Origin of the sequence: Sphingomonas sp. S6, assembly GCF_043498045.1 — a bacterium.
Taxonomy (GTDB): Bacteria; Pseudomonadota; Alphaproteobacteria; order Sphingomonadales; family Sphingomonadaceae; genus Sphingomonas.
Genome location: NZ_JBIEOE010000007.1, coordinates 151,127 through 172,427, shown reverse-complemented (window position 1 = coordinate 172,427; position 21,301 = coordinate 151,127). Strand labels below are relative to the sequence as shown.

The 21,301-nt window shown below is 67.3% G+C and carries 24 protein-coding genes and 1 other RNA gene; 11 read left to right on the top strand and 14 right to left on the bottom strand.

Annotated features, from left to right (window positions below):
* Nucleotides 1-149: 149 nt before the first annotated feature.
* From rplJ to ACGVWT_RS13055, 3 genes are all read left to right on the top strand, one after another.
* On the top strand, nucleotides 150-665 hold the full coding sequence (rplJ, locus tag ACGVWT_RS13065; protein ID WP_017978222.1) for a 50S ribosomal protein L10: 516 nt from the start codon (nucleotides 150-152) through the stop codon (nucleotides 663-665).
* A 76-nt stretch (nucleotides 666-741) separates the two neighbouring features.
* On the top strand, nucleotides 742-1,119 hold the full coding sequence (rplL, locus tag ACGVWT_RS13060; RefSeq protein WP_116460769.1) for a 50S ribosomal protein L7/L12: 378 nt from the start codon (nucleotides 742-744) through the stop codon (nucleotides 1,117-1,119).
* 364 nt (nucleotides 1,120-1,483) lie between these two features.
* On the top strand, nucleotides 1,484-1,888 hold the full coding sequence (locus tag ACGVWT_RS13055) for a SufE family protein (RefSeq protein WP_017978220.1): 405 nt from the start codon (nucleotides 1,484-1,486) through the stop codon (nucleotides 1,886-1,888).
* A gap of 135 nt (nucleotides 1,889-2,023) precedes the next feature.
* On the opposite strand, the gene ACGVWT_RS13050 is transcribed toward ACGVWT_RS13055, so the two are convergent.
* The 11 genes from ACGVWT_RS13050 to ACGVWT_RS13000 all read right to left on the bottom strand — a co-directional run bounded on the left by ACGVWT_RS13050 (nucleotide 2,024) and on the right by ACGVWT_RS13000 (nucleotide 10,645).
* Nucleotides 2,024-2,344: a (2Fe-2S) ferredoxin domain-containing protein gene (locus ACGVWT_RS13050; RefSeq protein WP_116460767.1), complete on the bottom strand. Its 321-nt coding sequence runs from the start codon at nucleotides 2,342-2,344 to the stop codon at nucleotides 2,024-2,026.
* Entirely contained in the window at nucleotides 2,329-2,868 is a 540-nt protein-coding gene (locus ACGVWT_RS13045) for a J domain-containing protein (protein WP_116460766.1), read from the bottom strand. The genes ACGVWT_RS13050 and ACGVWT_RS13045 overlap by 16 nt, the downstream gene beginning before the upstream one ends.
* A gap of 55 nt (nucleotides 2,869-2,923) precedes the next feature.
* An RNA gene (gene rnpB / locus ACGVWT_RS13040) (RNase P RNA component class A) lies at nucleotides 2,924-3,288 on the bottom strand.
* 79 nt (nucleotides 3,289-3,367) lie between these two features.
* Nucleotides 3,368-4,057, bottom strand: coding sequence for an N-acetylmuramoyl-L-alanine amidase (locus ACGVWT_RS13035; protein WP_116460765.1), 690 nt, complete (start codon nucleotides 4,055-4,057; stop codon nucleotides 3,368-3,370).
* A 58-nt stretch (nucleotides 4,058-4,115) separates the two neighbouring features.
* The gene (locus ACGVWT_RS13030; protein WP_315462793.1) at nucleotides 4,116-5,021 is read right to left on the bottom strand and encodes a protein-glutamate O-methyltransferase CheR; all 906 of its coding nucleotides are present in this window, start codon (nucleotides 5,019-5,021) and stop codon (nucleotides 4,116-4,118) included.
* Nucleotides 5,018-6,169, bottom strand: a complete 1,152-nt coding sequence (locus ACGVWT_RS13025; protein WP_315462792.1) for a chemotaxis protein CheB — start codon at nucleotides 6,167-6,169, stop codon at nucleotides 5,018-5,020. The genes ACGVWT_RS13030 and ACGVWT_RS13025 overlap by 4 nt, the downstream gene beginning before the upstream one ends.
* A 14-nt stretch (nucleotides 6,170-6,183) precedes the next feature.
* A complete protein-coding gene (locus tag ACGVWT_RS13020; protein ID WP_017978214.1) occupies nucleotides 6,184-6,549 on the bottom strand; it encodes a response regulator in 366 nt (121 codons plus the stop codon).
* A 68-nt stretch (nucleotides 6,550-6,617) separates the two neighbouring features.
* On the bottom strand, nucleotides 6,618-7,043 hold the full coding sequence (locus tag ACGVWT_RS13015; protein ID WP_116460762.1) for a chemotaxis protein CheW: 426 nt from the start codon (nucleotides 7,041-7,043) through the stop codon (nucleotides 6,618-6,620).
* Nucleotides 7,043-9,334, bottom strand: a complete 2,292-nt coding sequence (locus ACGVWT_RS13010) for a chemotaxis protein CheA (RefSeq protein ID WP_394426688.1) — start codon at nucleotides 9,332-9,334, stop codon at nucleotides 7,043-7,045. The genes ACGVWT_RS13015 and ACGVWT_RS13010 overlap by 1 nt, the downstream gene beginning before the upstream one ends.
* 78 nt (nucleotides 9,335-9,412) lie before the next feature.
* On the bottom strand, nucleotides 9,413-10,057 hold the full coding sequence (locus ACGVWT_RS13005) for a histidine phosphotransferase family protein (protein ID WP_116460760.1): 645 nt from the start codon (nucleotides 10,055-10,057) through the stop codon (nucleotides 9,413-9,415).
* A 186-nt stretch (nucleotides 10,058-10,243) separates the two neighbouring features.
* Nucleotides 10,244-10,645 (bottom strand): M67 family metallopeptidase, encoded by a 402-nt coding sequence (locus tag ACGVWT_RS13000; RefSeq protein WP_315462790.1) that lies wholly within the window; start codon nucleotides 10,643-10,645, stop codon nucleotides 10,244-10,246.
* Between the two features lie 20 nt (nucleotides 10,646-10,665).
* Between ACGVWT_RS13000 and ACGVWT_RS12995 the strand changes: the two genes are divergently transcribed.
* The 4 genes from ACGVWT_RS12995 (at nucleotide 10,666) to mtgA (ending at nucleotide 14,683) form a co-directional block, all read left to right on the top strand.
* On the top strand, nucleotides 10,666-11,613 hold the full coding sequence (locus ACGVWT_RS12995) for an RluA family pseudouridine synthase (RefSeq protein WP_315462789.1): 948 nt from the start codon (nucleotides 10,666-10,668) through the stop codon (nucleotides 11,611-11,613).
* Between the two features lie 63 nt (nucleotides 11,614-11,676).
* The gene (rpoH, locus tag ACGVWT_RS12990; RefSeq protein WP_017978208.1) at nucleotides 11,677-12,579 is read left to right on the top strand and encodes an RNA polymerase sigma factor RpoH; all 903 of its coding nucleotides are present in this window, start codon (nucleotides 11,677-11,679) and stop codon (nucleotides 12,577-12,579) included.
* Between the two features lies 1 nt (nucleotide 12,580).
* Nucleotides 12,581-13,990, top strand: coding sequence for an NAD(P)/FAD-dependent oxidoreductase (locus ACGVWT_RS12985; protein WP_315462788.1), 1,410 nt, complete (start codon nucleotides 12,581-12,583; stop codon nucleotides 13,988-13,990).
* Nucleotides 13,991-13,999: 9 nt separating this feature from the next.
* The gene (gene mtgA, locus ACGVWT_RS12980) at nucleotides 14,000-14,683 is read left to right on the top strand and encodes a monofunctional biosynthetic peptidoglycan transglycosylase (RefSeq protein WP_315462787.1); all 684 of its coding nucleotides are present in this window, start codon (nucleotides 14,000-14,002) and stop codon (nucleotides 14,681-14,683) included.
* Nucleotides 14,684-14,730: 47 nt separating this feature from the next.
* Here the strand turns inward: mtgA and ACGVWT_RS12975 are convergent, their stop codons facing one another.
* The gene (locus ACGVWT_RS12975) at nucleotides 14,731-15,693 is read right to left on the bottom strand and encodes a threonine/serine dehydratase (RefSeq protein WP_315462786.1); all 963 of its coding nucleotides are present in this window, start codon (nucleotides 15,691-15,693) and stop codon (nucleotides 14,731-14,733) included.
* 139 nt (nucleotides 15,694-15,832) lie between these two features.
* Between ACGVWT_RS12975 and ACGVWT_RS12970 the strand changes: the two genes are divergently transcribed.
* Together ACGVWT_RS12970 and ACGVWT_RS12965 are read left to right on the top strand one after the other, a co-directional pair.
* On the top strand, nucleotides 15,833-17,074 hold the full coding sequence (locus ACGVWT_RS12970) for a type III PLP-dependent enzyme (protein ID WP_207771668.1): 1,242 nt from the start codon (nucleotides 15,833-15,835) through the stop codon (nucleotides 17,072-17,074).
* A gap of 117 nt (nucleotides 17,075-17,191) precedes the next feature.
* Nucleotides 17,192-18,274 carry a deoxyhypusine synthase gene (locus tag ACGVWT_RS12965; protein ID WP_053111627.1) on the top strand — a complete coding sequence of 361 codons (1,083 nt, stop codon included), beginning with the start codon at nucleotides 17,192-17,194 and terminating at the stop codon, nucleotides 18,272-18,274.
* A 170-nt stretch (nucleotides 18,275-18,444) separates the two neighbouring features.
* Here ACGVWT_RS12965 and ACGVWT_RS12960 read toward each other — a convergent pair whose 3' ends face one another.
* Complete coding sequence (locus tag ACGVWT_RS12960) at nucleotides 18,445-19,218, bottom strand: SDR family oxidoreductase (protein WP_315462785.1); 774 nt, start codon at nucleotides 19,216-19,218, stop codon at nucleotides 18,445-18,447.
* Nucleotides 19,219-19,329: 111 nt separating this feature from the next.
* Here ACGVWT_RS12960 and ACGVWT_RS12955 point away from each other — a divergent pair, with 111 nt between their 5' ends.
* Nucleotides 19,330-19,755, top strand: a complete 426-nt coding sequence (locus ACGVWT_RS12955) for an MAPEG family protein (protein WP_315462784.1) — start codon at nucleotides 19,330-19,332, stop codon at nucleotides 19,753-19,755.
* Nucleotides 19,755-19,940 (top strand): hypothetical protein, encoded by a 186-nt coding sequence (locus ACGVWT_RS12950; protein WP_017978200.1) that lies wholly within the window; start codon nucleotides 19,755-19,757, stop codon nucleotides 19,938-19,940. The genes ACGVWT_RS12955 and ACGVWT_RS12950 overlap by 1 nt, the downstream gene beginning before the upstream one ends.
* On the opposite strand, the gene ACGVWT_RS12945 is transcribed toward ACGVWT_RS12950, so the two are convergent.
* Nucleotides 19,941-21,251 carry a methyl-accepting chemotaxis protein gene (locus ACGVWT_RS12945; protein WP_315462783.1) on the bottom strand — a complete coding sequence of 437 codons (1,311 nt, stop codon included), beginning with the start codon at nucleotides 21,249-21,251 and terminating at the stop codon, nucleotides 19,941-19,943.
* Nucleotides 21,252-21,301: the final 50 nt, after the last annotated feature.

The following is a 21,301-nucleotide window of genomic DNA, read 5'->3' as shown; positions in this document are numbered from 1 at the left end:
CGGACCGCCTGGGGTTAGCCTCGCGTCGGTCTGCTACACCTTCACGGGTGCCCTTCCCCATCGATGGACAACCCCGGCCGGGGTTCTCCCCTGCCGGTTTGTAACCGGGAGGGCCGCTTCGCGTGGCCTTCTCAAACGTGGAGAATGGCATGGATCGTGCTCAAAAGGCCGCGGCCGTTGCCGAGTTGAATCGCACCTTTTCCGAGGTCGGCGTGGTGGTTGTCACCCGCAACAACGGAATGACGGTGGCGCAGTCCACGCGACTGCGCAATCTGATGCGTGATGCCGGCGCGACCTACAAGGTCTCGAAGAACAAGCTTGCCAAGATCGCACTCGATGGCACCGACTATGGCGCGCTGGGCGATATGCTCACCGGCCCGGTCGGCCTTGCCTCCTCGGTCGATCCGGTCGCCGCAGCCAAGGTTGCGGTCGAATTCGCGAAGACGAACGACAAGTTCGAAATCGTGGGCGGATCGATGGGCGCGACGGCTCTCGACGTAGCCGGTGTGCAGGCGCTCGCCACCATGCCGTCGCTGGACGAACTGCGTGCGAAGATCGTGGGCCTCATCGTTGCTCCGGCAACGAAGCTCGCGACGATCACCCAGGCTCCCGCGGCGCAGATCGCGCGCGTGCTGTCGGCCTATGCCGAGAAGGAAGCCGCCTGATCTTTCAGGCGCTTGGCCTCAAGCGATTTTGTGAACGACACTCCGGGGCGATGCCCCGAACTATGAAGGAAGTACCATGGCAGACCTGAACGCGCTCGTTGAGAGCCTGAGCGAACTGACCGTCCTCGAAGCCGCTGAGCTGTCGAAGATGCTCGAAGAGAAGTGGGGCGTTTCGGCCGCTGCGGCTGTTGCCGCTGCTCCGGCTGCTGGCGGTGGCGCTGCCGCTCCGGCCGCTGAAGAGAAGACCGAGTTCGACGTGATCCTGACCGGCGACGGTGGCAAGAAGATCAACGTCATCAAGGAAGTCCGCGCGATCACCGGCCTGGGCCTGACCGAAGCGAAGGCTCTCGTCGAGGGCGCGCCGAAGCCGGTCAAGGAAGGCGTGAACAAGGACGAGGCCGAGAAGGTCAAGAAGCAGCTTGAAGAAGCCGGCGCGACCGTCGAGCTGAAGTAAGCCGCAGCGGAGGAGCAGGGCAGCACGCTGCCCGCCCCCTCCGCAAGGCCGGCCGGGCTCGGCGTGAGCCGAGCTTCGACGTCATGAGCTTTGCCCATGACGGCCGACCAAAGCGACAGAACAAGGGCGGCCCCCGCAAGGAGGCCGCCCTTTTTCGTGTCTGTGAGATGTGGGGACTGCGCGCGACCGGGCGATCCGTTTGGAACGTCACCCCAGCGGCGCCAGGCGTGCCATCGCCGGAAGATCCCAGCCTTCGCTGGGATGACGGTTGGGGTGTCGCGGGCAAGCACGACCGGGAACCGGGATACGTGCCGAACCCCGCACCCGGTTGCCCCGCCCTGCCCTCGCCTGTACCGCGCTTGGCATGACCAGCCTCGCCGACCTTCGCGACGAATATGACTTCTTGGATGCCGACGATCGCTATCGGTTGCTGATCGACCTGGGCCGCGCGCTCGAGCCCATGCCGGATGCGCTGAAAACCGAGGCGACGCTGGTGCGGGGCTGTTCGGCGTCGGTATGGGTGTATCCCACGCGCCGCGACGACGGCACGCTGCATTTCCTGGCGGACAGCAATGCTGCGATCACCAAGGGGATCATCGCGCTGGTGCTGCTCACCGTGCAGGACCGCGCGCCGGGTGATATCCTGGCGACCGATATCGAGGGAGAGCTGGCGTCGTTCGACCTCAAGAACCAGCTGAGTTCCAACCGGACTCAGGGCATTCCGAACATGATCGCGCTGATCCGCGAGACAGCGGCACGGTACGTTTGATCCCTCACATCGTCACCCCGGACGAGTTCCGGGGTCCACCAGGCCGCTAGGGGACGTTCACGCCTCCAGCCAGCCCCCTCGCCGCAGAGTGGAACCCGGAACGAGTCCGGGGTGACGGGGTGGGTGGGGCCAAGGTCAGCCCGCCTCAGGCGCCGGCGCCAGCCGCGCCGCCAGTTCCGCCACGTCCGCGCCTTGCGGTACGACCAACCAGCGATGCGGATCGCGGCCATCGATCAGTGCCACCGCACCGCGCGGGCAGACGCCGAGGCAGCGCGTTTCCACCACGCCGAGCGGCGCCTTGCGACCCTTCTTCAGCCCGAGGATCTTGCGCAACACCTTGGCCAGCGGCGTGCGGCCCTTCTTGCCGAAGCCGCCGTCGATCTTCTTCGAACATTTGCCGCAGACCAGGACCGCGCCGGACCAGGCGCTGGGGACGTGCTTCAGCTGGGGCGCCACTCGCGCCGCTCCTCTGCCGTCCGCAAGACCTCGTAGGCCGCCTGTACCGCCTGAAAGCGGACCGCCGCATCGGCATCGCCGGGGCGGACGTCCGGATGGTTTGCCTTGGCGAGCCGGCGCCACGCCGCCTTCACCGCATCGAAATCGGCGTCGCTCTCCAGCTCGAGCGCTTCCAGTGCGCGCATCTCGTCGCGCGAGCGGCTGCCGTCGCCGGGGCCGCCCCAGGCGTAATGGCTGGCGTTGGCATAGCCCGATGCGGTGCGGCTTTCCGAGGCCTCGCGTTGGGCCGCTTCCTCGGCGGACAGGCCTTCGAAATAATTCCAGCCGCGATTGTACTCAGCGGCATGCGCCTCGCAGAAATACCAGCGATCGGGGCTGTTGGGCGATTTGGGTGCGGGGCAATTGCCCGGCGCGTCGCAGCCGTGCCGGTCGCACAGGCGGACCGTGGTCGCCTCGCGCGACGAGCCGTAGCCGCGCCAGCGGGGAAAGCCCCAGTCGTTCGAACGGGTGGGATTACGCGCCATCCCCGTCCACATAAGCGCTAGGCGCCGCCGCGCAACCGCCCTACCGCCACGAGTAAACGCCAGAGGGTCTTTAAGCCGGGTTCTGTCCATCCCCGAAGGGACTGGGCGACCATTCCTCTAGGACGACGCTTGCGCGCCGCCTCCAGCAACCAACCCGGACGACGAGCTGAAACGAAGCCCATGTGCCGTCCCTATTCGGTTTTGCTCCCGGTGGGGTTTGCCGTGCCGCTTCCGTTACCGGTCGCGCGGTGCGCTCTTACCGCACCCTTTCACCATGACCGTCCCGAAGGAGTGGCCGTCTGCTCTCTGTGGCACTGTCCCTGGGGTCGCCCCCGCCGGGCGTTACCCGGCACCGTCGTTTCGCGGAGCCCGGACTTTCCTCGCGCACCTTGCGGTGCCCGCGGCCGCCCGACCCTCTGACGGTGTTCGCCCTAGCGCGATAAGACGCGCTAGGGAAGCGGTGCCACCGAAACGCGCTCTGTCGCGCGGTTCGTAAAGGTCAGTCATCCCCCTGCGGTTTGGGAAGCAAGAGCGCGAGCAGGATCATGCGGCATTCGGCATCGATCTCGCCGTCGATCAGTTCGGGGCGGAAACGGCGCTGGAACGCCATGATCGCCGCCATCGGATCGGTGACGTCATAGCCGAAGCGTTCCAGCGCGAGCAGAAAGCCCGCCTGCGTCCACATCGGGTCGAGCAGGTTGCGCGTCGGCCGCGGCAGCGCGAGGCGCAGCCGGGCGAGCCGGTGCCAGGGGAACAGCTCGCCCGGATCGCGCTTGCGAACCGGCGCGACGTCGGAATGGCCGACGATGTTGCCGCGGGTGATGCCGTGGCGATCCTTGATGTCCGCAACCAGCGGTAGCAACGCCTCGATCTGCGCCTCCGGGAACGGGCGATAGCCCCATTCATGCCCCGGATTGACGATCTCGATCCCGATGCTCGCCGAATTGACGTCGGTGATGCCGCGCCAATGCGACGCGCCGGCGTGCCAGGCACGGTGTTCCTCAGCGACGAGCTGATGGAGCGTGCCGTCCTCGTCGAGCAGATAGTGCGACGAAACCTTGGCTTCGGGGTCGCACAGGCGCGCGCGCGCGGAGGCGGCATCCTGCATGCCGGTGTAGTGCAGCACGATCATGCTGATCGGCAGCGTCCGCTCGTCGAAGTTCGGCGAGGGCGTGTCGAGACGGTCCATGGCGATGCACGTTAGCCGAGCCGGGCGAGCTAGGTAAGAGGGGCCGGATGATCCGCGGTCAGGCGCCGCCGCGGCCCTGCGATGCCACGGCAATGCCGCAGTCGGACGTCGGCAAGGACGACCGTTCGTAGAAGCCCCGCAGCGTCCGGCTCGGCTGGAACAGCTGCGTCTGGCCGATCACCGTCTCCCCTGCCCCCAGCACCAGCAGGCCGTCGGGCCGCAGGGCGTCGGCGAAGGTGCGGAAGACGGCCTGCTTGGTTTCGGGAGACAGATAGAGCAGCACGTTGCGGCACAATATGACGTCGAACGCGCCCGCCGGCGGACGGTCGGCGACCAGATTGTGCTGCCGGAACATGACGCGCCGGGCGAGGTCGGGCTTGATCGTCCATTCCCCACCCTCGCCATCGAACCAGCGCATCAGCTGGCGGATCGGCAGGCCGCGCTGGATTTCGAACTGCGTGTAACGGCCGGCGCGGGCGCGGGCGAGCGCCAGGTCGGATACGTCGGTCGCGAGGATTTCGGGCATGGGGGCGCCCGCTTCCGCACGCTCGGCGAACAGCATCGCCAGCGATTGCGGCTCCTGCCCGGTCGCGCAGCCGGCGCACCAGATGCGCGCCCGGTGACCGCGCCGTTCCGCCGCCGCCACCGCCTCGACGACGAGGTCGAAGATCGGCGCATCGCGGAAGAACGAGGTTTCCTGATTGAGCAGCGCATCAACCACCTCGTCGGCCAGCGGCCGATCGCGCCCGTCACGCAGCAGCGCGACGAGCTGGTCGAGCGTGCCGAGCCCGCGATCGCGCATCAGCGACTTCAGCGCCGTGTCGATTCGCCAGGATCGATAGCTGGCGATCCGCTGGCCCGTCCGCGCCTCGAGCAGCGCGCTGAACATCTGCAGCGTCGCGGGCGATACGGTGCTGCCCGCCGCAGGCGGTCGCACGGCAGCGGCGCCCGACGGGGCGATCACGGCCGCTGTCCGGCGGCGGCGAACAGGCCTATGTCGCGCGGCGACAGGACGACATCCGCATGACCCGCCTGCACGATGGTGCCCGGCATGCCCCAGACGACCGAGCTGACCCGATCCTGCACGATCACGCTGCCTCCCGCCTCATGCACCGATCGCGCGCCATCGGCGCCATCGCGCCCCATGCCGCTCAGCACGATGGCGAGCACGCGGGGGCCGAACACCTCGGCCAGCGAGGCCAGCATCGGGTCGACCGACGGCATACAGCCGCTCTCGCTCGGCTGCTCGGTCAGGCGCACCGCGGCCGACCCGTCGGGCAGGCGCACGCAGCGCATATGCGCATCGCCCGGCGCGACGATGATCCGGCCGGGGCGCACGCGCATCCGGTCGCAGGCGACATCGCAGGGCCGGCCGCCGATCACGGCCAGCTGTGCCGCGAAATAGGGCATGAAAGCGGCGGGCAAATGCTGCGTGACGAGGATCGGCAGGCGGAAGTCGGGGGGAATGGCACGCAGCAATTCGCTCAGCGCATGGATGCCGCCGGTGGAGGCGCCGATCGCCACCACGTCGTAATCCGCCGGTGCCGTCGCCAGCGGCACGGAGACGCCCGCCGCGTCCCGCACCGTCACAGGGGTGCGGATCGCCATCGCCGGTAGCGGTTCCGCGACCACGGCGGGCGCGGCATCGACGTCCAGCAGCCGGTCGATCTTGTCGAGCAGCGATTCGCTGAACTGGGTGATACGCTGCCCGGCCGCGGGCTTGAATAAGGTGTCGATCGCCCCCGCGTCCAGCGCCTGCTGCGCGACGTCGCCGCCCGTTTCCAACGCGCCCGAGACGACCAGCACGTGCGCCGCGTTGCTTGCGGCAAGCAGCGCCGGCAAGGCGGTGAGGCCGTCGGTGTCGGGCAGGTTGATGTCGAGCAGGATCAGGTCGATCGCCTCCCGCGCCAGTGCGGCGAGCCCCGCCGCGATCGTGCTGACGCTGGCGGCGACGACATAGCGGCCGCTGGCCGTGACGATCCGCTCGATCACCGCGCGCGTGACGGCCGAATCGTCGACGATCAGAATGCGCGGCAGCGGCTGGGCCGGCGTCGGGGGACTGTCGTCCTCCGCCTGCGCCTCGTCACTCAAAGGTTGGGGATGCAGTGCCATGCACCAGGACCCGCTCAGGCGAGGCCGACGATCTGGAGCTTGGATTCGAGCGTGTCACGGTCGAACGGCTTCATGACATATTCGTCGGCGCCCGCATCGATTGCGGCGCGGATATAGGCCATGCCGTTTTCGGTGGTGCAGAACACGACCTTCGGCCGCGAGGGGATAGCCGATTCGCGCAACGCCCGCAGGAAGTCCATGCCGCTCATCACGGGCATGTTCCAGTCGAGCAGGATCACATCGGGCGCAGACGCGAGACAGGCGTCGAGCGCCTCACGGCCGTCGCAGGCCTCCGTCACGGTAAAGTCCAGCGTTTCCAGAATGTGCCGGGCCACCTTGCGGATCACCTTCGAATCGTCGACGACGAGGCAGGTCTTCATGGATACGCCTTTTCACGAAGGAAGTGTTCGTTTCGGAGCCTTTGTGACAGGCAAGGGTAAGCGGGCCGTTAAGCCGCCACCGCCTGTTGCGGAACAATCGCCGCGAGATCGACAATCAGCAGCGCCTCGTCGTCGCGTTCGATCAGACCGACGCCCACCCGCGCCCAGCCGCGATCGAGGGCAAGGCCGGGGGAGAGCGACTGACGGTCGAACAGCGCGACGTCGTCGAGCGCGTCGACCAGCACCGCATAATCATGGCCATCGACCCGCGTGATCACCGCGCGCCGCGCATGGGCAGGCATCGGCGCAAGGCCGAGCGCGGTGCCGGTATCGATCACCGTCACCACGCGGCTGCGCAAGGCGACCAACCCACGGATCGCGCGCGCGGTCCGCGGCACGGCGACCGTTTCGGCGATGTCGACCACCGAGTCGATCTGCGACGTGGCGATCGCAACGCCGCGGCCGGCGATCTGGGCGATCAGGAACAGCTCCATCATCGTTCCCCCACCGCGCGCGCCAGCGCATCGAACAGCGCCGACCGGTCGTAGCGATAAATGCCCTCGCCCACCCCCGGATCGCGCCGCAGCCGTACGACATTGCGCGCGACGGCCGGCGCGACCGGTCGATCGTCCATCACCAGCGCGACATCGGCGGGCACGTCTGCCGGCGGCTGGGTGACGCAGCGATAGCCCGCCGCATCCAGCATCGGCCGCAGGAAGGTTTCCATCCAGCCGCTGCCGTCCCCCTGCAACAGGCACAGCCGCGGCTCGACAGGCCGCAGCGCCTCGCCCGCGAACAATGCATGCGCGTCGAGTAATTCCACCTGTTCGCCGCCGATGATCGCGACGCCGGCGACCGGCCCGCAGCCGAAGACGGGGGCGATCTGATCGGGCAGATGGACGATCTCGACCGGTTCGTGGATCGCATAGGCGATTTCGGTCGACCCATCGGTCAGGCGCAGCACGGGCAATTCGCGCCGGTCGCCGAACGGGGCGACGGCCTGCAAGGGCACGAGCGCCCCGCCGATCGCCAGCCGCAGCTTGCCCGCGGTCAGGCGGATCGCGTCGACCGACACCGGCTCGACGCGGTCGATCGCCGCGAGCGGCATCACGCGACGCTGGCCGTCGAGATCCTCGAACAGCAACGCCGGGATGGCGTCGGCGCGCGTCTGTTCGACCGGCGCCTCGTCGGCGATCAGCGTCTTGTCGAACCGCAGGCCCGCCATCGTCGCCATACCCGATCCGTCGAGCAGCAACATCGGCTGCCCCGAATCGGGCAGCGTCTGGCCGGCGTAGAGGCCCGTCGCCATGACGGCAGGGGCCGCCGGCTTGACCACCAGATCTTCGGTGTCGATCACCTGATCGATCACCAGCGCATAGTCGCCTTCGCGTGTCGATACGATCGCGAGCGTCGCAGACCGATCCTTCTCCCCGGCTAGCCCCATCAACTCGGCGAGCGACACCATCGGCAGGCGGCGACCGCGCACAGTAGCGACCGCGGCATCGCCGATCGTGTCGATCCGTACCGATTCGCCGCGAATGCGCAGAATTTCGTCGACCGACTGGCGCGCGATCGCGAAGCGATGGGCACCGACGCCGACGACGATCGTCGACATGATCGACAGCGTCAGCGGCACGAAGATGACGATGCCGAGCCCTTGCCCCGGCTGGCTGGACAGATGGATGCGCCCGCCGAGCTGTTCGATATTGGCGCGCACCACGTCCATGCCAACGCCGCGCCCCGAAATCGCGGTCACCGTATCGCGGCTCGACAGGCCGGGATGGAAGATGAGGTCGAGCTTGGCGGCATGATCCATCGTGGCGGCCTGGCCGGCGGTCAGGATCTTCTGCGCCTTGGCCTTCTCGACCAGACGTTCGACGTCGATGCCGCGGCCGTCGTCGGTAATTTCGACCAGGATCTGGTTGCCGGACTGGCGCGCGGCGACGACCAGGCGGCCGGTTTCGCGCTTGCCCGCGGCGCGGCGGTCCGCCGGCGCTTCGATACCATGGTCGACCGCGTTGCGGATGATGTGGAGCAAAGGATCGCGCATCAGTTCGATCATCTCGCGATCCAGCTCGACGTCGGCGCCCTCAATGGTCAGCGCCACCTGCTTGCCGAGCTCACCGGCGGTATCGCGCACCATGCGCGGCAAGGCGGAAAACAAGGCGTCGATCCGCTGCATGCGGGTCCGGGTGACGGTATCGCGCATGTCGGCGACGGTCAGCGACAGGCGCTCCAGCGCCGCCTCGACCAGAGGATCGATAGGGGCATCGCGCAGCCGTCGCGCCAGTTCGTTGCGGGCGAGCACCATGTCGGACATGCCGCTCATCATCCGGTCGAGCAGGTCGACGTTCAGCCGGACGGAGCGGGAGCCGACGCGCGGCAGGTGCGCCGACTGGACCGACGCGACCGGCTGCGCATCCTCCGCCAATGCCGCGATCAGCAGGTCCTCGCCCGCATCGTCCAGCGCTTCGCCGCCATCGATCGCCTCGACGATGTCGCCGATCCGGTCGACGATCGCGAGGACGGCATCGACCAGCGCGGTATCCGGCGTGCGGCGGCCGTCGCGCACCGTCGCCAGCGCATCTTCGGCGGCATGGCTCAGCCGGGCGAGGCGCGGCAGATCGAGGAAGCCGCAGCTGCCCTTTACCGTGTGGACGAAGCGGAAGATCGCATCCAGCCGCGCGCGATCGCCCGGATCCGCTTCCCACGCGACGATCTCGCCCGACAAAGCGTCGAGCGTCTCGCGGGTTTCAGCGATGAATTCCTGCAGCAGGTCGTCCATGGGTCCCCGGGCGATAGTCGCGTGGGGTCATGGCGGATGAGGGGTTAAGAGCGCGTTTACTGCGGCGCCCGACTCCGGTCAGCCGTTCGGAAAGGCGACGCCGAACATCATGACATTCTCGGCCGGTTCGCTGACCAGCACCGTGCCACCGGCCTGGGCGGCGAGCGTGTGGACCAGATAGGCGGCAGCGGCGCGCGGGGTGACGCCCTCGGCCCCCTCGCCCTCGGTCAGCGTGCGGCGCAATTCGGGGTCGAGGATGATGCGCGGCCCCTCGATCTTGACGACGATCTCCAGCTGCCCGCCATTGTCTTCACCGCCGACATCCAGCGTGCCGCCGCGCACCAGCGCCTCGCTGGCGATCAGGGCGAGGTTCAGCATCACCTTCAGCGCGGACTTGGGCAGCGTCTCCGTTTCCACCCACCAGTTGAACTGCGTGCGCTTGTTGTCGGCAAGCAGGCCCTCGATCGCGGTCTTCGCCTCGCGCGCGTCGACCTGTTCGCCGAACCCGCCGGCGGCACCGAAGGCAAGGCGAAAGAACTTGAGCTTGTTGGCGGATGCGCGCGCGCTCTCGCTGAGCAGCTGAAAGACGCGGGTACGCATCTCGGGATCGTTCTCGTCGCCGAGCAGCTCCAGCCCGTTGTTGAGCGCGCCGACCGGCGACAGCAGGTCATGGCACAGGCGCGAGCAGAGCAGGCTCGCAAAATCGATCGGGCTGACGGACATTCTGATCCCTTTGCAACGCGTAGCCGCTGATGTGGCGGGGATGAGTCACGCGTGCAAGCGCAGCGAGGCATGCGAGCCACTTTCGTCATTCCCGCGTAGGCGGGAATCCAGACGCGCCAGCGTGGCGGATCGAGCCGAAAGGGTAGAGGTTATGGATCCCCGCCTCCGCGGGGATGACGACAGTTCTTATAATACACCGAGCGCCACCGCCTCGAACCGCCCCTCGACCGGCCCATCCTCCACCGCCCGCCATGCTCGCACCTCCCCCCCCGCCGCGATCAGCCACAGCATGCCGTCTGGCGCCGCGCTCGCGGCGTCGCGCGGCGAGGGCATGGCCTCGCCAGAGGGATGCGAATGATACCAGCCGATGATCGCGGGCCCGCCGCTCCGTGCCGCACGGTGCGCCGCCAGCAGAGCGGCTGGGTCGATCTCGAACCAGCGTGACGGATCGGCGGCGACGTTGCGGCATGGTTGTACCGCCTCGATCGCGGCGGCCGTGCCGAACAGCAGGCCGCACACCTCTTCCTCCGGCGACGCTGCCGCAGCGCACAGGATTTGCCGGGCAAGGTCGCTTGCAATCGTCACCATCGTTCCCACATCGTTACGGTATGGACCGGGGGGTTTCCATCCTTGAAGCGACGATCGCGCCTGCCGCCGATGGCTGGCGGCTCGACCGTGCGCTAGCCGATGCGGTGCCGACGCTGTCGCGCGAACGGCTGAAGGTGCTGATCGCCAGCGGCGCGGTGACGCGCGACGGGGTGATGGTGCGCGATCCCGCCAAGCGCGCGAGCGCCGGCGATCGGCTGAACGTCGCGGTGCCCAACCCGACGCTGCCGCACAATAAGGCGCAGGATATCCCGCTCGTCATCGCCTATGAAGACGAACATCTGATCGTGATCGACAAGCCGGCCGGCCTCGTCGTTCATCCCGCGGCTGGCAATCTCGACGGCACATTGGTCAACGCCCTGCTCCACCATTGCCAGGGCAGCCTGTCGGGCATCGGCGGCGTGGCGCGGCCGGGGATCGTCCACCGGATCGACAAGGATACCAGCGGCCTGATGGTGGCCGCGAAGACCGATCGTGCGCACGAAGGCCTCGCACGGCAATTCCACGATCATAGTATCGACCGCCGCTACCGCGCGATCGTCGGCGGACGGCCGCGACCGGTGGAGGGCAAGGTCGACGCCCCCCTCGCCCGCTCGGCGACCAACCGCAAGAAGATCGCGATCGTCCAGGGCGGCAAGCGTGCCGTGACGCATTACCGGACGATGGAGGTGCTGCGCGACGCGGCACTGGTCGAATGCCGGCTGGAGACGGGGCGCACGCATCAGGTGCGCGTCCACATGGCCTCGATCGGGCACGCCTTGCTGGGCGACCCGGTCTATGGTAGAACAAAGGGTGCTCAAAAAGCGCTTCTCGAAACCCTCGGTTTCCGCCGCCAGGCCTTGCATGCGGCGCATCTGGGGTTCATCCATCCGGTGAAAAGCACCGCTTTGGCGTTCGATAGCGATATGCCTGCAGACATGCAGGAACTGTTCACCGAGCTTCACGTATAGGTCCGGACCGTTCGTTGCCGCGACAGGGACGACACGCCTCCGCAAGATAAGGGAGATCAGATCATGGCAGCCCGCAGCAACGTCCCCGCGACGATACCTGCCCTCGGCGGCGAGCAGAGCCTCAACCGCTACCTCGCCGAGATCAAGAAATTCCCCATCCTGCAACCCGAGCAGGAATATATGCTCGCCAAGCGCTTTCAGGAGCATGGCGATACCGAGGCGGCGGCACAGCTCGTCACCAGCCACCTGCGCCTCGTCGCCAAGATCGCGATGGGGTATCGCGGCTATGGCCTGCCGACGTCGGAGCTGATCAGCGAAGGCAATATCGGCCTGATGCAGGGCGTGAAGAAGTTCGAGCCCGATCGGGGCTTCCGCCTCGCCACCTATGCGATGTGGTGGATCCGCGCCTCGATCCAGGAATATATCCTGCGATCGTGGAGCCTCGTGAAAATGGGCACCACGGCGGCGCAGAAGAAGCTGTTCTTCAACTTGCGACGCATGAAGTCGAAGCTCGACGCGTTCGAGGACGGTGATCTGCGACCCGAGCACATCACCAAGATCGCAACCGATCTGGGCGTCGCCGAAAGCGACGTCGTCAGCATGAACCGTCGCATGGCAATGGGCGGCGACACGTCGCTCAACGTCTCGATGCGCGAGGATGGCGAGGGCCAGTGGCAGGACTGGTTGCAGGACGACGCGCCGTTGCAGGACGCCGTCGTCGCCGACGCGCAGGAGGCAGACGTCCGCCACGACATGCTGGTCAGCGCGATGGACGACCTGAACGATCGCGAGAAGCACATCCTCACCGAGCGGCGCCTGACCGACGATCCCAAGACGCTGGAAGAGCTGAGCCAGGTCTATGGCGTCAGCCGTGAGCGCGTGCGTCAGATCGAGGTGCGGGCGTTCGAGAAGCTGCAAAAGGCGATGATGCGCATCGCCGGCGAAAAGCGCCTGATCGCGGCTTGAGGTGACTGTGCCGGCCGGCCTGACCGTCGTCGTCGGCGGCGGTGCGGCCGGCATCGCCGCAGCGCGGGCGCTGCATGATGCGGGTGCCGAGGTATTGCTGGTCGAGGCGGGGGACCGCCTTGGTGGGCGGGCACGGAGCGTGCGCTTGTCGCTGGATGGTAGGCTCGCCCCCGCCCCACTCACTGCGTCACCCCGGCCCCACACCGTCATCCCAGCGCAGGCGGGGATCTCCCGCTTGGCTGATGCTTCGCTCCTGCCGAAGAAGACGCCAGCCTACGCTGGGGTGACGACGTTGGCTGATGCCCCCAACGGTACGTCGGACCGCACGATCACCGTCGACGCCGGCTGCGGCTGGCTCCACTCTGCCAAGCGCAACCCTTGGACCCGGATCGCCGAGGACGCCGGTGTAACCATCGACCGATCGTCCCCCAACTGGGGCGTGCAATGGCGCGACCTGGGCTTTCCGCCTGACGAGCAACGCGCGTTTGGCGAGGCCTACGACCGGTTCGAAACCGCCGCGCATGCCGCGCTCCACGGCCCTGACCGCCCGCTGTCGGATTTCGTCGCCGCGAATTATCCGTGGCGGCCGATGATCGACGCCATCTCCGGCTATGCCAATGGCGCGCCGCTGGACCACGTGTCGCTGCACGATTGGGCCGCATACGAAGATGCGGCGACCGACGACAATTGGGCGCTGCCCGACGGTTACGGCACGCTGATCGTCGGCCATGCGCGCGGGCTGCCGGTGCGGCTCGACATGCCGGTCACGCGGATCGACCATCGCGGGACGACGATCCGCCTCGACACGCCTGCGGGGACGATCGAGGCAGCGCGGGTCATTCTCGCGCTGCCGACGACGGCGTACGACGGACTTGTCTTCGACCCACCGCTGCCCGGTAAGCAGCAGGCGGCGGCAAACCTGCCACTTGGCCTGGCGGACAAGGTGTTCCTCGCCGTCGACACGCCCGAATGGCCGGCACATGCCCACCTGACCGGCAACCCGCACAGCGCCTGCACCGCCAGCCACCGGCTGTCACCGTTCGGCCTGCCGATCATCGAAAGCTTCTTCGGCGGATCCTGCGCGGAAGGGATGGCGGACGAGCGGGCGGCGATCGACTTCGCGATTCGTGAACTGGTCGCCCTGCTGGGCAGCGACTGGCGGCGGCGGCTGCATCCGCTCGGCGCGACACGCTGGCGGGACGCGGCGCATATCCACGGCAGCTACAGCCATGCGGCGGTCGGCCATGCGGGCGCGCGGGCAGCGCTGGCGGCGCCCATCGACGACCGGCTGTTCTTCGTCGGCGAGGCCTGTTCGGCGCACGACTTTTCGACCGCGCACGGCGCATACCAGACCGGCGTCGACGCCGCGGCCGCGATCCTGGGCTTGATGCCGGAGCACCCCGCCCCGTAAAGCGCGGCGATGAGCCGCGTCCTCCGTATCCTGCTGAAAGCCGTGCTGGCGTTCGTCATCGTGTCGGTACTGATGGTCGGCATCTTCCGCTTCGTACCCGTCCCCTTCACCTGGACGATGATGGGCGACCTGCTCGGCGGACGCAGCGTCACCAAGCAATGGATGCCGCTGTCGGAGATGGATCCGGACATGGCGCGCGCCGCCATCGCAGGCGAGGACGCGCGCTTCTGTTCGCACCACGGCTTCGACTGGAAGGGGATCGCCAGCGCCGCCTACAGCAACGCGCAGGGCAAACGGCTGCGCGGCGGATCGACGATCAGCCAGCAGACCGCCAAGAACGTGTTCCTGTTCCAGGGCGGCGGCTATGCGCGCAAAGCGCTGGAGGCCTATTTCACCGTCCTGATCGAGACCCTGTGGGGCAAGAGGCGGATCATGGAGGTGTACCTCAACGTCGCCGAGACGGGGATCGGCACCTATGGCGCGGACGCCGCCGCGCTGCGCTATTTCGACCATGACGCGACGCATCTGTCGCCGACCGAGGCGGGCCGGATCGCCGCGGTGCTGCCGCTACCCAAGAAACGCGCTGCGATCGACCCGCGCGGGTTCGTGCGGCGGCACGGCAATGCGCTGGCACGCTATGTCGGCGCGGTGAAGCGCAACGGGCTGGATAGCTGCCTCGGCAAGGGGTTCTGATCGGCTTGCTTCGTCATCCCGGCGTGCGCCGGGATGACGAGGAGGTGCTACCCGGCGATCGCCCGGGCATAGGCGTCGATGTCGACGTTGCCGCCGGACAGAATCACCAGCAGCCCCGGCTCCACGACGACCTTCCCCGCCAGTACCGCGGCCAGTCCCACCGCGCCGCCCGGTTCGACCACCAGCCGCAGGCGCTCCGCCGCCCAGCATTGCGCGGCCGCGGTCTCCGCCTCGCTGACCGCGACACCCGTCGCATCACGGCGCGCGAGCACGTCGAAGGTCAGCGGCGATACGCGCGGCGTTTGCAATGCGTCGCAAGCGGTCGGCGGCGGGTTCGGGCCGACCGGTTCGATCCAGGACGCCTCCAGGCTGCGGCGCATGTCGTCCCAGCCCTCGGGCTCCACGACGGTGATCGCCGCATCCTTCAGGGCGAGCGCCAACCCTGCAGACAAGCCGCCGCCACCGCACGGCACCACGACGCGGCTTGGCGCGCCCAAGCCGAGCGCCGCCATCTGCGCCTCCGCCTCGATCCCCGCACTCCCCTGCCCCTCGATCACCCAGGGGTCGTCGAAACTCGGCACCAACGTCGCGCCGCGTGCCTCCGCCAGCCGCGCCGCGATGGCCTCGCGGCTTTCCGTCGCGCGGTCGTAGCGGACCACCTCCGCCCCCAGCGCCAGCGTGCCCTCCAGCTTGGCGCGGGGCGCGTCGGCCGGCATCACGATCGTCGCCGGCATCCCCAGCGTCTTCGCCGCCCAGGCGATTCCCTGCGCGTGATTGCCGCTGGAGAAGGCGACGACGCCGCGAGCACGTGATTCCGCGTCCAATGCGGTCAACCGATGCCATGCGCCGCGGATTTTGAACGCGCCGATGGGCTGCAAGGATTCCGCCTTGAAGGCGACCTTCATCCCCTTGATTTCGTGCACATAAAGCGGCGTCGGTGGCAGTATTCGCGCGATCTTTTCGGCCGCGTCCCGCACCCCCGCCCGCGTCGGCTGTCGCAAAATCGTCACTTTTCGTCCTTTCGTGCGATCAGCCACTTTACATGCAGGCCAAGCAACCATAGATCGCGCCTCCGCTGCCCCATGGGACTTCCAACCGCAAGGCAGCTTTTGTCACCGTATGCCGTAAGGCAATTGGAGGTCCCTTGAATTGGCCAAGCACCATAGCGCGCTGGGGTTAGCGCCCCTCTCGACCGCCCGTTCCTCCGTTCTCGGTGGGGGCATCGACATCGCCCAGAGTCGCCCGGTCGATCCGGTGACGCTCGTCCGTCCGCACGCTGCTGCGCGGGCCGCCCGATTCTTCGTCGAGAAGTTTCCGGGGCGTCCGATGTATGCGGTGAAGGCGAACCCGACGCCCGCGTTGCTCCAGATCCTGTGGGACAACGGCATCACGCATTACGACACCGCGTCGATCGCGGAGGTGCGTCTGGTAAAGGCGACGCTGCCGGATGCCACCTGCTGCTTCATGCACCCGGTGAAGTCGGAAGAGGCGATCGCCGAGGCGTATTTCGTCCACGGCGTGAAGACCTTCTCGCTCGATTGCTTGGAAGAGCTGGCGAAGATCGTCCGGGCCACGCAGGGCGCGACCGACCTGACGCTGTGCGTGCGCCTGCGCGTCTCGTCCGAATATGCCAAGCTGAGCCTCGGTTCGAAGTTCGGCGTCGGTCAGGCGGAGGCGAAGGAGCTGCTGATCGCGACCCGCCAGGTGGCGGACGCGCTGGGCATCTGCTTCCATGTCGGCAGCCAGACGATGTCGCCCGACGCCTATTCGAACGCGATGGAGCGGGTGCGCGCGGCGATCGTCGACGCGGCGGTGACGGTCGACGTTATCGACGTCGGCGGCGGCTTCCCCTCGGCCTATCCGGGCATGACCCCGCCGCCGCTGGAGCGTTTCTTCGAAACGATCCATCGCGCGTTCGAAAGCCTGCCGGTCAGCTACTCGGCCGAATTGTGGGCCGAGCCGGGCCGTGCGCTATGCGCCGAATATGCGTCGGTCGTGGTGCGCGTGGAGCGTCGCCGCGGGCATGAGCTGTACATCAACGACGGCGCCTATGGCACGCTGTTCGATGCGGCGCATATCGGCTGGAAGTATCCGGTGCAGCTGCTGCGCGAGCCGGAATCGGACGCGCGCGACATGGACTTCGCCTTCTGGGGTCCGACCTGCGACGATCTCGACTATATGGCCGGCCCGTTCCCGCTGCCCGCGGATACGAACACCGGCGATTATTTCGAGATCGGCATGCTCGGCGCCTATGGCCAGGCGATGCGCACCGGCTTCAACGGCTTCGGCACCGGCGACACCGTCGTCGTGACCGACGAGCCGATGCTGTCGGTCTACGCCGAGGACCGCCTCGTCGCGGAACAGCGTGCGGGCAACGTCGTCAAGCTGTAACGCCCCTACCGTAATCGATCCTTTCCCTCCCCTCGCGCGCTTGCGCGGGGGAGATCATTGGGTTTCCGCGTCCCCAACAGTGAATGACGACGGGTATTGGATAGCCAAAGGCGAACCATGACCGACACCCTCACCAAGACCGCAGGCGCCAACGCGCCGATCAACGACACCCGCAAGGCCGAGCTGCTGTCGAAGCAGGTCAAGCACATCGACATCAAGAGCTTCGACGCGCGCCCGATCGTCGAGGCGATGGCGGACATGAGCTTCACCAGCCGCGACCTTGGTCGCGCGACCAACATCTACAACCAGATGCTGGCCGACAAGGACTGCTCGATCTTCCTCGTCATCGCGGGTTCGACCTCGGCCGGCGGCTGCATGGACCTCTATGCCGAGCTGGTGAAGAACAATATGGTCGATGGCATCGTCGCCACCGGCGCGACCATCGTCGACATGGATTTCTTCGAGGGCCTGGGCCACAAGCACTATCAGGCGCTGGAAATCCCCGACGATGATACGCTGCGCTCGCTCTACATCGACCGCATCTACGACACGTACATCGACGAAGAGGCGCTGCAGCACGTCGACCACACGATCTTCGAGATCGCGGAATCGCTACCGGCGGGTCCTTACAGCTCGCGCGCCTTTATCCGCGAGATGGGCAAGTATCTGGTCGAGCACGGCAAGAAGGAGAACAGCCTCGTCAAGCTCGCCTACGAGCATGACGTGCCGATCTTCTGCCCGGCGTTCGTCGATTCGTCGGCAGGCTTCGGCCTCGTCAAGCATCAGGTCGATGCCGCCAAGGCGGGCAAGCCCTATGTTATGATTGACGCGGTCGCCGACTTCCGCGAGCTGACCGAGATCAAGATCGAAGCCGGCACCACCGGCCTGCTGATGATCGGCGGCGGCGTGCCGAAGAACTTCATTCAGGACACGGTCGTCTGCGCGGAGATTCTAGGTCACGACGACGTTCAGGTGCACAAGTATGCCGTGCAGATCACCGTCGCCGACGTCCGCGACGGCGCCTGCTCGTCCTCGACGCTGCAGGAAGCCGCCAGCTGGGGCAAGGTGAACACCGGCATCGAGCAGATGGTGTTCGCGGAAGCGGGCAGCGTGATGCCGCTGCTGGCGTCCGACGCCTATCACCGTGGCCTGTGGAAGGACCGCCCGGTCCACCGCTGGGGCAAGCTGTTCGACAAGTAAGTCGGGCTTTACGGCCAACGACAGAGGGCGCCCCCGTTCATCCGGGGGCGCCCTTTTCGTATCGGCCGGGCACGACGACCCAACCCTCCGTCATTGCGAGCGAAGCGCGGCAATCCAGGGCCGGACCAGGACGCCCTGGATTGCTTCGCTTGCGCTCGCAATGACGGACGTTAAGCGTTCCCCTCCTCCCGCGCCTTGCGGGCGAAGTCGTTGAGCTGTTGCATCGTCGCGTCGAAATTGCCGTTGCGTTCGGCGTTGCGGAAGCCACGGACGCGCTCGACCAGGATCTCCTTCGGCGTCGGCTGCTCGCCAAACAGCCGCATGACCTCGTCGGCGAAATCGTCGAGCGGCTGGTACATCGAGCGCTTCTCCTGCCCGGGCGTCAGCGTCGTCTGCACGCCCGGCGGGGCGAGCTCGATCACCTCGACCTTGCCGTCCAGCGCATTGCGCAGCGACAGCGTGTAACTGTGGATCGCCGCCTTGGTCGCGCAATAGGTCGGCGCATCGACCAGCGGCACGAAGGCGAGGCCGGAGGTCACGTTGACGATCACCGCATCGTCCTTCGCGGTGAGGTGATCGATCAGCGCATTGGTCAGCCGGATCGGCCCCAGCAGATTGGTCGTCACCGTCGCCTCGGCATCGGACAGGTCGCGCTGCGTCTCCAGCGTCTCGAAGCGCATGATGCCCGCATTGTTGACCAGCACGTTGAGGTCGGGATGCGCCTCGATCACCCGCTTGGCGAAGTCGGCGACGCCCTCGGCGCTATCGACGTCGATCGTCATCGTATGGATGGCCTCGCGCCCCTGCGCGACCTCGTCCAGCGCTTCCTGCCGTCGGCCTGCGATGATGACGGTGTTGCCCGCATCGTGCCAGCGCTGCGCCAGCGCCGCGCCGATGCCGGAACCGCCGCCGGTGATCAGGATCGTATTGCCGGTCTGCTTCATTGCGCGTCGTCCTTGGCTGCGGGGCGCGGCGGAATGCCGGGGCCACCGATATCAAAAGGTTGCGGGGCGAAACGCTTTCCGTCAGCTTCTGCTCCCAACGGAGGGGACAACATGCACAGCGACATCCTGCGGCCGATGGTGGCACTCATCGCCTGGACACTCGTGATGTTCGCCTGGATGATGGCGACGCGCATGCCCGCCATGAAGGCGGCGGGGGTCGACATGAGCAAGCTGGTCGGTTCCACCGCCGCCGACGCCGACCGTGCGCTGCCCAGACACATCCAGTGGAAGGCGCACAATTACAATCACCTGATGGAGCAGCCGACGTTATTCTACGCGGTTTGCACCGTCATCGCGCTCAGCGGCACGGGCGATGGCCCCAATGCGGCGATCGCCTGGGCCTATGTCGGCCTGCGGATCGCGCATTCGCTGGTGCAGGCGACGGTCAATCGCGTATTGCCCCGCTTCATGCTGTTCCTCGCTTCCACGCTCGCGCTCGTCGCGCTCACCCTCCACGCCGCACTGGCGGTATTCTGATGGCCAAGGGAGAGACGTTCGAGCGCCATCGCCAGCCCTGGACCGCGGACGAAATCCAGAAGCTGCACACGCTTGCCAAAAAGGGCATGGCGCTGAAGGCGATCGCCAAGGCGCTGAAACGCAGCGAGGAATCGACCAAGGATCGCGCCAAGGCCGATGGCCTGTCGATCGCCAAGCTACGCTGACTAGAGCGACGCGGTAAGCTTCACGAAGCTGCGGGCCCGCGACTGAAGACGGCCGGTGGATTCGGCCAGCGTCCGCGACACCGCCTGAAGCCCCGACACGTCGTCGCCGATCGCCGCCGACTGATCGCTGATCGCCCGCGCGCGATCGTCGATCGCATGGCCGGCCTCGGCCGATTGCTCGACATGGCTGGCGATCCGCCGGGTCGCGCCCTGTTGCGCGGCGACCGCCTGTTCGATCGCGACGCCGGTATCCGCGATGGCGGCCATCGTCGTCTCCAGCGTGCGGTGGCCGCCGACGACGTCGCCGAGCAGGCCGTGCATATCCGCCACGCGCGCCGCAATGTCCTTGGCCGCCGTGCCGGTCTGTTGCGCCAGCGTCTTCACCTCGCTCGCCACCACCGCAAAGCCGCGCCCCGCCTCTCCCACACGCGCCGCCTCGATCGCGGCATTGAGGGCAAGCAGGTTGGTCTGGCTGGCGATCGTTTGAATCAGGCGCAGCATGTCGTCGACCGCAGCCGCCTTCTCCACCAGTCGCGTCACGCGGTCGCCCGCGGCGATCACCGCCACGCGCGCATCGCTGCGCAAGGCCGCAGCGCGGGCCGTCTGCCCGCCGATACTGTCCAGCGTCGTCGCCAGTGTCCGGCCGAGTTCCGCGATGTCGGTCAGCGCGGTGACCATCTGGCTGGTAGCACCCGCCACCGACGCTGCGTCCCGACGCGAGGCTCCGGCGCGGGTCACCACCAATCCCGCCATTGCCGCGATCCGCTCTGCCGCTTCGGCCAGCTCCGCCGCCAGATGCGCGACATCGGCGGTGAAGGCCTTGCCCGCTGCGTCGATCCGCGCGGCCCGTGCCTCGCGATCCGCCATCACCTGCGCACGACGCTGGATGGACAGCCGTTCGAACGCGGCCGCATCGACGACGGAATCGAACACGCCATCGCGGGTCAGCACCAGTCCGTCCCCACCCGCGTCGAGATAGGCGAGCACGAGCGCGTCGGCATCCAGCGCGGCATCGGCGGTGCCGCAAGGTCGAATCAACGTCTTCAGCGATCCGCCGATGCTGGGATTCTGCATCAGCGCGTGGCCGAACGGGTTGAACAGGATGGTCCGGACGTCGCGTTCGCGGATGACGCCGACCGGGCAACGCTGCGCATCGACGATCGCTAGCAGCCGAAGATCGGGCGATTGCCGGAACATATCCACCGCTTGCGCCAGCGATGCGGTGTGGATCAGGCAAACACCCTCGCCCTTAACCGACGGCTGCACACCACCGAAGGCGCCGTTGCGCAGCAGATCGATGTCGAACAGCATGGCCCGGATACTAGGGGCGAGTGGTAAATGGCGGGTTAGGATTTGATGAC